The organism is Yoonia sp., assembly GCF_036007805.1.
Lineage (GTDB): Bacteria > Pseudomonadota > Alphaproteobacteria > Rhodobacterales > Rhodobacteraceae > Yoonia.
On the sequence record NZ_DASYOK010000385.1, the window covers coordinates 1 to 9,829 of the forward strand.

Below are 9,829 nucleotides of genomic sequence, written 5' to 3' on the forward strand. Positions count from 1 at the left end.
CTCGGTCAATGGCATGACACCGGATGAGGCGCGGATGGCGCGGGCCTATGGCTATGTGTTTCAGGCCGCTGGTCTGTATCCGTGGCGCACGATTGGTGGCAATATCAAGCTGCCGCTTGAGATCATGGGGTTCTCCAAGGCCGAACAGGCCGAGCGGGTGGCGCGGGTGCTGGACCTTGTTGATCTGGCAGGGTTCGAGAAGAAGTTTCCGTGGCAATTGTCCGGCGGGATGCAGCAACGCGCCTCGATTGCGCGGGCCTTGGCCTTTGATGCGGATATCCTGTTGATGGACGAACCCTTTGGTGCGCTGGACGAGATTGTGCGCGATCACCTGAACGAGCAGTTGTTGCAGCTGTGGGCGCGTACCGAAAAGACCATTGGTTTTGTCACCCACTCGATCCCCGAGGCGGTGTATCTGTCGACCAAGATTGTCGTCATGTCGCCGCGTCCAGGGCGGATTACCGATGTGATCGAAAGCCCGCTGCCCAAAGAGCGGCCTTTGGATATTCGCGATACACCCGAGTTTATCGAGATTGCGCACAGGGTGCGTGACGGGCTGAGGGCAGGGCATGACGATGTGTAGGACCCTCCGGGGGGAGTATTTTTGGCAAGATGATGAGGTGGGCAGGTGAAGTCTGTTCTGCCGGTTCTGACCGTTATCGGGGCGATCCTGTTGTTCTGGATCGTGTCCGTTGTGCCGATGAATATGCATCTGACGGCGGATCTGGCACAGCGGCAGGATATTGTGGTCACACCTGATACGCCTGTGGCGCGGCAGGAGTATTCGGGGATCGGGCTTGCACTGCGCAATCCGCAATTGTTCGGCATGACCTATACGCTGGAGCGGCCGCGTTTGCCTTCGCCGCATCAGGTTGTGGTGGAGATGTGGAATACGATTGCCTTGCAGAACATCACATCGCGGCGGTCACTGGTCTTTCATGGCTGGGTGACCTTGTCGGCCACGCTGGTGGGTTTTGTGATCGGGACAGGCCTTGGCATCCTGTTGGCGGTGGGGATCGTGTATAACCGCGCCATGGATATGAGCGTGATGCCCTGGGCGATTGCCAGCCAGACTATTCCTATTCTGGCCCTTGCGCCGATGATTATTGTGATGATGGGGGCGATCGGCATTCAGGGGCTGTTTCCGAAGGCGGTGATCAGTGCCTATCTGAGTTTCTTTCCTGTTGTCGTGGGCATGGTGAAGGGGCTGCGCAGCCCTGATGGGATGCAGCTTGATCTGTTGCGCACCTATTATGCCAGCCCTGCGCAGGGGTTCTGGAAGCTGCGGTTGCCGGCCTCGGTGCCCTATCTTTTTGCTTCGCTCAAGATCGGGATTTCGGCGTCACTGGTCGGGGCCATTGTTGCGGAATTGCCAACGGGGGCGCGTGCCGGATTTGGCGCGCGGATGCTGGTGGGCGATCAGTACGGCCAGCCTTTGGTCACATGGGCCGCGCTTTTCGCCGCGGCGTTGACAGCGGCAGCATTGGTGGGGTTTTTCAGCCTGGTTGAACGCTGGACCCTGCGCCGGATGGGGATGCAGGCGGTATGACGGGGACAGCGATTATCAGCGCTTTGGCGATCTGGGCGGCGGGCTGGTTTATCAACGCGCGGTTGGCGAATAGTGCCGCGGCAAATACCCGTCTGGTCCGGTTATTGGTGCCTGCGATTTTCGGTCTGACACTATTGATCATGTGGGAGCTTCTGGTGCGCCTGTTGGAGGTCAGCCCGATTATCCTGCCGCCACCCACGATGATTGCCGATCGGTTTGCCAATGAGATTCCGACGCTCTGGGCGGATTTTGTCCAGACGATCGTGAAAGGGGCCATGACCGGATATATCATCGGGATGCTGGCGGCCTTTGGTGTGGCCATTCTTGCGGACCGGTCGGATTTTCTGACGCGGGGTATTCTGCCGGTAGGTGGCTTTATGGCGGCCTTGCCGATTGTGGGGATTGCGCCGATTTTCGTGCGCTGGCTGGGGAGTGACTGGCAGTCCAAGGCGGCTGTGGTTGCGGTGATGGTGTTCTTCCCGATCCTTGTGAACACCGTGGCCGGTTTACGTGACACGACAGCGATGCAGCGCGATCTGATGCGCACCTATGGTGCTGGCTATTGGCCGACGCTGTTCAAGTTGCGCCTGCCTGCGGCCATGCCGTTTATCTTCAACGGGCTTAAGATTGCGACGACTTTGGCGCTGATCGGGGCGATTGTTGCTGAATTTTTCGGCTCTCCCACGGTGGGAATGGGTTTTCGCATCTCGACTTCGGTGGGGCGTCTTGCGCTTGATATGGTCTGGGCCGAGATTGTCGTTGCCGCATTGGCCGGAAGTGCCTTTTACGGATTGATGGCATGGATTGAGGGGCGGGTGACCTTTTGGCACCCATCGCAGCGCAAATAATGAATTGAGCCCCGCAAAGAGGGCATAACAACTGACTAGGAGGTCAAAATGAAAAAGATGATGATGGCAGCGGCGATGGCCGCTGGATTGGGTGGCATGGCCCATGCGGATGCCCACGCCAATGATGTGACACTGCAATTGCAGTGGGTCACGCAGGCACAGTTCGCGGGATACTATGTGGCGCTGGATCAGGGCTTCTATGAGGAAGAGGGGCTGAATGTCACGATTCTTCCCGGTGGTCCTGATATCGCGCCGCCACAGGTTCTGGCCGGCGGTGGTGCCGATGTGATGCTGAACTGGATGCCATCCGCGCTGGCGGCCCGCGAACGCGGTCTGCCTGTTGTGAATATCGCGCAGCCGTTCAAGACATCGGGTCTGATGCTGACATGCTGGAAAGACACCGGCATCGAAACGGTTGAGGATTTCCGTGGCAAAACGATTGGCGTCTGGTTCTTTGGTAATGAATACCCGTTCCTGAGCTGGATGAGCCAGGCCGGTATTCCCACCGATGGTGGTGAAGAGGGTGTGACCGTCCTGCGGCAGGGTTTCAACGTTGATCCTTTGTTGAACCGTGAGGCTGATTGTATCTCGACCATGACTTATAACGAATATGGTCAGGTGCTCGATGCGGGTGTGTCCGAGGATGAGCTGGTGACATTCATGTATGAGGACCAGGGGGTCGCCACGCTTGAAGACGGCATCTATGCGCTGGAAGAAAACCTCGAAGATCCGGTTTTTGTCGACAAGATGGTGCGTTTTGTACGCGCTTCGATGAAGGGCTGGAAATGGGCCGAAGAAAACCCGGTCGAGGCCGCTGGCATCGTTCTTGACAATGACGAGACTGGCGCACAGTCCGAGGCTGCGCAAATCCGGATGATGGGCGAGATTGCCAAGCTGACCGCAGGGTCCAATGGCGCGCTTGATCCGGCTGACTTCCAGCGTACCGTCGACACGCTGCTGGCGGGTGGCTCTGATCCGGTGATCTCTGCGCAGCCGGAAGGCGCATGGACAAGCGTGATTACGGATGCGGCGCTGAACTAGGCACCGCTTCGTTCCGGGTCTGAGCCGGGACATCGCAGTAACGAAAGGCCCTGTGTGATACGCGGGGCCTTTTGCGTATTCTTTCCGCGTTTCCAATCCATTCGACCACTTCCCATTTCGCGCAGCGCTTGTCATGGTCGCGTCATTATGCGGTGTAACGGGGGCTGCCATGACCGGACAAAGCTATGATGTGATCGTTGTCGGCGCGGGCCTGATGGGCAGTGCGGCGGCGCGTCATCTGGCGGAAATGGGGGTGAAAACGGCCCTTGTCGGGCCGGATGAACCGGTGGAAAAGGCCACGCATACAGGGGTTTTCGCAAGCCACTACGATCAGGCACGGATCACGCGCAAGATCGACACCCGCAAGAACTGGGCTCGTTTCGCGCAAGAGGCGATTGCCCGTTATCCCGAGATTGCCGCAAAGGGAGCGCAGCACTTCTATACGCCCGCAGGTGCGATTGTGGCAGGCACCGAAGTAGGCCCGGAACGTGACTATATTCTGAACGCTCAGCGCCATGCGCAGGCGAATGGTGTCGCGCATAGGCCGTTGCGCGGTGCGGAACTGGCCGCGCGGTTTCCCGAGTTTGCTTTTCCCGAGGGGATTCTTGCGCTGCATGAAGAGACGGACGCAGGCTGGATCAATCCGCGTTTGCATGTGAAGGCCGAGATTACGGCAGCGACCAAGTCAGGTGCTGTGTTGCATCGTGATACGGTCATGCGGATTTCCGAGGGCGGCGGTGTGGCGCAGGTGCATTGTGCGGGGGGTACCGTGTTGACCGCCGCAAAGGTGATTGTCGCCTGTGGCGCGTTTTCCAAAGCCGAGGGGCTTTTGCCCGATCCGATCCCGATGCGGGTCTATGCCCGCACGATTGCGTTCTTTGAACTGGACGCGGAAGAGGCCGCGCGTCTGTCGGGGATGCCTTCGGTGATCTACGTCCCGCCGGGCCGGTCAGAGGATCCTTATATCCTGCCGCCTGTGCTTTATCCCGATGGCAAGACCTATATCAAAATCGGCGGCGATGCGGTGGATACCGAATTGCACAGCGTCGCCGATATGATCGCATGGTTCCGCAGTGGCGGTGATCCCGTGGCGGGTGCGGCGATCTCGGAGATTCTGATCGGGCTGATGCCGGGGCTGCAGTACCGATCTATTCATTTTGATAGTTGTGCGACGAGCTTTTCGCCCAATGGCAATCCGTTTATTTACCAGCAGACCGACCACATTATCGCCCTGACCGCTGGCAATGGTGCCGCCGCGAAATGCGCGGATGAGATCGGGCGACTGGGTGCAATCGTCGCGACGGGTGGTGCGATCCCTGATTATTATGACGGCGCGTTTGCGCCCTAGCCGTTCATCTCGCGATAGGTCGGGATGATGTCGCCGGGGGCGCTTGTCGCCTCATAGGCTCCGCGCGCGATGGCGCGGGCCAGACAGGTGGCCGCTGCGGCTCCGATCTCGCGGAAACGGGTCTGATCAACAGGCGTGCTTGCCCCCGTCGAGACCCCGAACACCAGATCACCGTCAAGCGGCGTATGCGAGGGCACGATCGCCCGCGCCATGCCGTCATGGGCGGTCACCGCGAGCCTGTGGCATTGCACCTTGCTCAGCGGTGCATCGGTTGCAACGATCGCGATCGTCGTGTTCGCGCCTTGGGTCGCTTGCAGGATCATCGCCTGTTCCTTGCGGCTTGGCTCTGATGTCACATGTCCGGCGTTTGGATCCGGCCCAGCGCCGCCAAATTCGCCGTCAATTTCGAAAGGGGCGGCCCAGAAATGTCTGTCGCCGGGGGTTGTGACGCTGCCCAAAGCGTTGACGGCAACCAATGCGCCCACGGTCGTGCCGTCTGAGAGGATGAGCGATGCCGACCCCAGTCCGCCCTTTTGCATCGCGGCCATGGCCCCTGTGCCTGCGCCTGTGGTGCCAAGGGAGAACTGCTCGGACGCGCTTTGTAGCGCTTCTCGCCCCAAGGCGCGGTAGGGGTTTTCGTCCCAGTCCTTTGCGCCGCCATTGATCAGGTCAAAGATGATCGCCCCCGGCACAATCGGGATGCGTATGTCACCGATGGCAAACCCCCGTCCCATCGCGCGCAGCCCGTCCATGACACCCGAACAGGCATCAAGCCCGAAGGCCGAGCCACCCGAGAGCACCAGCGCATCGACCTGTTCGACTGTCTTATCAGGGGCCAGCAGATCGGTCTCCTTGGTCCCCGGTGCGCCGCCCATGACGTGGACGCTGGCAGTGAAGGGTGCGTCGCCGACCAGCACCGTGGTGCCTGTTTTGATGTGATCGTCCTGTGCATTGCCCACGCGCAGGCCCGCAACGTCCGTGATCAGGTTGCGGGGTCCTTTAGATACAGCGGCCACCGTCCACCTCCATCGCGACACCTGTAATCATGCTGGCCTCATCCGAGCAGAGAAAACAGGCGGCGTTGCCCATATCCTCGGGCGTTGAAAAGCGGCCCAGCGGAATGGTGGAGAGGAACTTGGCGCGGATTTCCGGCGTGTCCTCGCCCATGAAGGATTTCAGCAAAGGCGTTTCGCCTGCCACAGGGTTGATCGCGTTCACGCGGATACCGTCGGGCGCCAGTTCGACCGCCATGGTCTTCGTCGCGGTGATCATCCAGCCCTTGGACGCGTTGTACCAGTTCAGCCGCGGGCGTGGTGATACGCCAGCGGTCGAGGCCACGTTGAGGATTGCGCCGCGCTTGTGTTCCTTGAAATGGGGAACAAAGGCGCGGGCAGTCAGGTAGACGGATTTCATGTTCACGGCCACCACGCGGTCGAAGTCCTCTTCGCTCACGTCCTCCATCGCGCTGGGCAGATGGGTGATGCCTGCGTTGTTCACAAGGATGTCCAGCGGTCCAGCGCCCAGCACCGACTTTGCCATGTAGTTGACCGAGGCACCGTCCGAGACATCGCATGTCAATGCACGCCCGCCGATTTCATCCGCGATGTGCCGCGCGCCGTCGACATTAAGGTCAGCCACAATGACATGGCACCCTTCGGCCGCGAATTTGCGCGCGATACCCGCCCCGAAACCGGAGCCGCCGCCCGTTACAATCGCCGTCTTGCCAGCCAGTCGCATGATATCCCCCTCATTTTCCGGCAGCGTAATGGACGCAGGCCGCGCTGCAATCTCTTTCTTATCCCGTCTGCCCAATATCCGGCAGCTTGGGCGCCGCTGCGATCAATGTGCGGGTGTAGGGGTGCTGAGGATGTGCAAAAACAGTCTCTGTTTCGCCCTGTTCGACGATTTTTCCCGCCTGCATGACCATGACACGGTCGGTGACTGTGCGCACAACGGACAGATCATGGCTGATGAACAGATAGGCCAAGGGGCGCTTGCGGCAGAGGTCCGCAATCAGGTCGAGCACCTGGGCGCGGACCGAGACATCAAGCGCAGAGACCGCCTCGTCGAAGATGATCAGTTCGGGTTCAATAATCAGCGCGCGGGCGATGGCAATACGCTGGCGCTGGCCGCCCGAGAATTCGTGGATGTATTTGTTTGCGTCAGCGGGCGACAGGCCCACGTCAGTGAGCGCTTTGGCAATGGCATCGGCGCGCGCCGGTCCTGTGGGCGGATGTGGCAAAAGGTGGAAGGGTTCGGTGATCAAACGGTCAACCCGGTGGCGGGGATTGAAGCTGCTGTAGGGGTCCTGAAACACGACCTGCATCTTGCGCCGGACCGCAAGGTTGGGGCGTTTGCCGCTGAAAACAGGGTCACCATCAAGCGTGATTTCGCCCTCTTGTACGTCTTCCAGCCCCAATATCGCCCTTGTTAGGGTCGATTTTCCGCAGCCGCTTTCACCGACAAGGCCGACACGTTCGCCCGCGTTGATGTGAAAGCTGATGTCGTGCAGGGCGCGGAAGACGGGGCGCGGACCCAGAAAGGCCGTGCGCGACATGGGGTAATCGCGGGCGACGTTCCTGACTTGCAGGATCGGGGGTGAAGGGGGCGTTTCGGGAAGTGAGACGGTATGGGCCGAGGCCGCGAAGAGCGCCTTGGTGTAGGGGTGCTGCATATGGGCAAAGAGATGCCTGGTTGCGCCGGACTCCACGATGCGTCCGTTCTGCATGACGGCGATCTTGTCGGCGATGTCCGCCACGACTGCCAGATCATGGGTGATCAGCAAAAGCCCCATGTCGAATTCGCGGACGAGATCGCGCAGCAGATCAAGGATGCGGGCCTGCGTCGTGACATCAAGTGCCGTGGTCGGTTCATCCGCGATCAGCAGTTTGGGACGCAGGGCGATGGCCATGGCGATGACGACACGCTGGCGCTGCCCGCCTGAGAGCTCATGCGGGTAGCGCGAGGGTGGCACTTTCAGCCCCACGCGTTCCAGCATGGCGGCAGCGCGTTTGTGGGCTTCGGACTTGGTGGTTTTTTCGTGGATCAGGATTGTTTCGGCGACCTGTGCGCCGATGGTTTGCACAGGGTTGAGTGCTGTCATGGGTTCCTGAAACACCATGCCCATTGTGTTGCCGCGCATCTTGCACAGGTCGGTTTCAGAGGTTTGCAAAATGTCGGTGCCGTCGAGGTTAATCGCGCCTTTGGCCACCGATCCGCGTGGCAACAAGCCCATGACGGCGAGGGCTGTCATGGATTTGCCAGAACCACTTTCGCCGGTGATCGCAACGATTTCGCCGGCCGCGATGGTCAGGTCGATATCATGCAGGATTTCGGTATCACCGATGGAAAGCGACAGGTCTTTGATCGCAAGCAGGCTCATGTACGGGCCACCCTGATGCGGGGATCAAGCCAGTCGCGCAGCCCGTCACCCATCAGGTTCAGGCCCAGCACCATCAACAAGATCGCAAAGCCCGGGACGAGGGCCACATGGGGGGCAATGCTGACGAGGGTCTGTGCGTCGGCCAACATCCGCCCCCAGCTGGCGGTCGGTGGCTGTGCACCAAGGCCGATGTAGGACAAGGCGGCCTCTGCCAAGATGCCAAGGCTGAACTGGATCGTGCCCTGAACGATCATCAGGTTGGTGATGTTGGGCAGGATATGTTCGATTGAGATGTGCGTGGCGGATTTTCCGCAAACGCGGGCGGCAAGGATGAAATCACGCTCCCACAGTGGCAGGGCCGCGCCACGGGTCAGGCGGGCAAAGACGGGGATGTTAAAGATACCGATGGCGATGATGGCGTTGACGGCAGAGGCGCCGAAAACAGCGGTAATCAGAATGGCGATGACCAGCGAGGGGAAGGCGAAAACAAGGTCGTTGCCGCGCATGATCAGTTCATCAAGGAATGATCCGTGCCGTGCCGCCGCGAGCAATCCCAAAGGGATGCCGAGCGCCATGCCGATGCCCACCGCAAGCAGGGCAACGGCAATCGAGGTGCGCGCGCCCATCATGATCATCGACAGCATATCGCGGCCGAAATGATCGGTGCCAAGCCAGTTCGCGGCACTTGGCGTTTGCAATCTGTTGGGGATATCCAGTGTTTCGATATCGGCGGGGGTCCACAGAAAGGACAGCGCTGCAAGTGCGATGAACAGGACCGTCAGCGCCGTGCCGATGATCAGATTGCGGCTCATGATTTGGTCCTCAGCCGTGGATCGACGGCGGCATAGGCCAGATCGACAAGGAAGTTCACCATGATGACGGTGAAGACCAGAAGCATGACCACGCTTTCCACGACGATCAGGTCGCGGGCGCTGATCGACTGGAAAATCAGGCGGCCCAGACCGGGCAGGAAGAAGACCTGCTCAATAATGATCCCTCCTGCGAGCAGGAACGAGAATTGCAGACCGATGATGGTGAGCACAGGGATCAACGCGTTGCGCACGGCGTGTTTCCAAAGCGCTTGGCGGGCCGAAAGGCCCTTCGCGCGCGCGGTGCGGATGAAATCCTCGCCCAGCATATCCAAGAGCGATGAGCGCATGACCCGCGCGAGGATGGCCGCTTGCGGCAGGGCGAGCGCGATGGCAGGCAGGGTCAGGGCTTTGATGGCCTGCAACGGGTTGTCCCAACCCGGAAACCCGCCTGCCGAGAACCAGCGCAGGTTGATTGCAAAGATTAGCACAAGGATCATGGCGAACCAGAAATTCGGGATCGCGACGCCCAGTTGCGTGGCCCCCATGATGGTCACATCGCCGGCGCCGCCACGGCGGCTGGCCGCGTAGATGCCTGCGGGAAAGGCAATGAGGGTCGAGAGCGCCAGCGCATAGATCGCAAGAGGAATCGAAACCCAGATCCGGTCTGCGATTAGGTCTGCGACAGGGGTTTTATAGGTCCATGACTGTCCGAAATCACCGCGCAGCAACCCTGTGACCCAATCGAAATACCGCGTCACCACGGATTGATCGAGGCCCATTTCGGCGCGCAAGGCGGCGATTGTATCGGGGCGGGCGTTGACGCCCAGCATAAAGGCCGCAGGATCGCCC

General features: G+C 60.1%; 10 protein-coding genes. 5 read left to right on the forward strand and 5 right to left on the reverse strand.

Annotated features, from left to right (window positions below):
- The 5 genes from VGP75_RS20375 to VGP75_RS20395 all read left to right on the forward strand — a co-directional run.
- Positions 1-583, forward strand: a 583-nt coding sequence (locus VGP75_RS20375; protein ID WP_327545386.1) for an ABC transporter ATP-binding protein, incomplete at its 5' end; no start/stop codon positions are given.
- 45 nt (positions 584-628) lie between these two features.
- Positions 629-1,549 (forward strand): ABC transporter permease, encoded by a 921-nt coding sequence (locus VGP75_RS20380; RefSeq protein ID WP_327545387.1) that lies wholly within the window; start codon positions 629-631, stop codon positions 1,547-1,549.
- On the forward strand, positions 1,546-2,397 hold the full coding sequence (locus VGP75_RS20385; RefSeq protein ID WP_327545388.1) for an ABC transporter permease: 852 nt from the start codon (positions 1,546-1,548) through the stop codon (positions 2,395-2,397). The genes VGP75_RS20380 and VGP75_RS20385 overlap by 4 nt, the downstream gene beginning before the upstream one ends.
- Positions 2,398-2,445: 48 nt before the next feature.
- The gene (locus tag VGP75_RS20390; RefSeq protein WP_110280686.1) at positions 2,446-3,438 is read left to right on the forward strand and encodes an ABC transporter substrate-binding protein; all 993 of its coding nucleotides are present in this window, start codon (positions 2,446-2,448) and stop codon (positions 3,436-3,438) included.
- A gap of 169 nt (positions 3,439-3,607) precedes the next feature.
- Positions 3,608-4,786, forward strand: coding sequence for an NAD(P)/FAD-dependent oxidoreductase (locus tag VGP75_RS20395; protein WP_327545389.1), 1,179 nt, complete (start codon positions 3,608-3,610; stop codon positions 4,784-4,786).
- Here the strand turns inward: VGP75_RS20395 and VGP75_RS20400 are convergent.
- The 5 genes from VGP75_RS20400 to VGP75_RS20420 form a co-directional block, all read right to left on the reverse strand.
- Entirely contained in the window at positions 4,783-5,802 is a 1,020-nt protein-coding gene (locus VGP75_RS20400; protein ID WP_327545390.1) for a P1 family peptidase, read from the reverse strand. The genes VGP75_RS20395 and VGP75_RS20400 overlap by 4 nt on opposite strands.
- A complete protein-coding gene (locus VGP75_RS20405) occupies positions 5,786-6,523 on the reverse strand; it encodes an SDR family oxidoreductase (RefSeq protein ID WP_327545394.1) in 738 nt (245 codons plus the stop codon). The genes VGP75_RS20400 and VGP75_RS20405 overlap by 17 nt, the downstream gene beginning before the upstream one ends.
- A gap of 58 nt (positions 6,524-6,581) precedes the next feature.
- Positions 6,582-8,168 (reverse strand): ABC transporter ATP-binding protein, encoded by a 1,587-nt coding sequence (locus VGP75_RS20410; RefSeq protein ID WP_327545391.1) that lies wholly within the window; start codon positions 8,166-8,168, stop codon positions 6,582-6,584.
- On the reverse strand, positions 8,165-8,980 hold the full coding sequence (locus VGP75_RS20415) for an ABC transporter permease (protein ID WP_327545392.1): 816 nt from the start codon (positions 8,978-8,980) through the stop codon (positions 8,165-8,167). The genes VGP75_RS20410 and VGP75_RS20415 overlap by 4 nt, the downstream gene beginning before the upstream one ends.
- A partial coding sequence (locus VGP75_RS20420; RefSeq protein WP_327545393.1) for an ABC transporter permease occupies positions 8,977-9,829 on the reverse strand: 853 nt, incomplete at its 5' end. The genes VGP75_RS20415 and VGP75_RS20420, both read right to left, overlap by 4 nt.

Excerpts from the sequence above, each read along its gene's own strand:
- VGP75_RS20415 (WP_327545392.1), bottom strand. The coding sequence starts at position 8,980 with ATGAGCCGCAATCTGATCATCGGCACGGCGCTGACGGTCCTGTTCATC.
- VGP75_RS20395 (WP_327545389.1), top strand. The coding sequence starts at position 3,608 with ATGACCGGACAAAGCTATGATGTGATCGTTGTCGGCGCGGGCCTGATG.
- VGP75_RS20410 (WP_327545391.1), bottom strand. The coding sequence starts at position 8,168 with ATGAGCCTGCTTGCGATCAAAGACCTGTCGCTTTCCATCGGTGATACC.
- VGP75_RS20390 (WP_110280686.1), top strand. The coding sequence starts at position 2,446 with ATGAAAAAGATGATGATGGCAGCGGCGATGGCCGCTGGATTGGGTGGC.
- VGP75_RS20385 (WP_327545388.1), top strand. The coding sequence starts at position 1,546 with ATGACGGGGACAGCGATTATCAGCGCTTTGGCGATCTGGGCGGCGGGC.
- VGP75_RS20405 (WP_327545394.1), bottom strand. The coding sequence starts at position 6,523 with ATGCGACTGGCTGGCAAGACGGCGATTGTAACGGGCGGCGGCTCCGGT.